This is a genomic window from Gemella sp. GH3 (assembly GCF_013415425.1).
GTDB lineage: Bacteria > Bacillota > Bacilli > Staphylococcales > Gemellaceae > Gemelliphila.
The window spans coordinates 1-381 of sequence record NZ_JACBYC010000011.1; the positions used below are offsets into that span (position 1 = coordinate 1).

Here is a 381-nt window from a genome sequence, read left to right on the forward strand (position 1 = left end):
CAACTTTTTCATTAGACATGTACATATCCTCCAAAGTTCTGCTTGCATCAACCTTTAATATATTAACATTTTTAATACACATAGTCAACAATAACTCTAAGCTTTTAAAAATAAATATATAAGAGAGTGAGGTATTAACTCCTCACTCTCAAGTTAAAATTTATTCAGTAATCTCAACATCTTCAGTTACATCTGCTACAGGAGCTGATGTTTTATCATATTGAACATCACTGTAACGTCTCATACCAGTACCTGCTGGGATTAGCTTACCGATAATAACGTTTTCTTTAAGTCCAAGTAAGTCATCGCGTTTACCTTTAATTGCTGCATCTGTAAGAACGCGTGTTGTTTCTTGGAATGACGCAGCTGATAAGAAGCTTT

1 protein-coding gene is annotated in these 381 nt (G+C 33.9%); it reads right to left on the minus strand.

Annotated elements, in window-relative coordinates:
* Positions 1-160 precede the first annotated feature (160 nt).
* Positions 161-381, minus strand: a 221-nt coding sequence (locus HZY83_RS00055) for a hypothetical protein (protein WP_179942087.1), incomplete at its 5' end; no start/stop codon positions are given.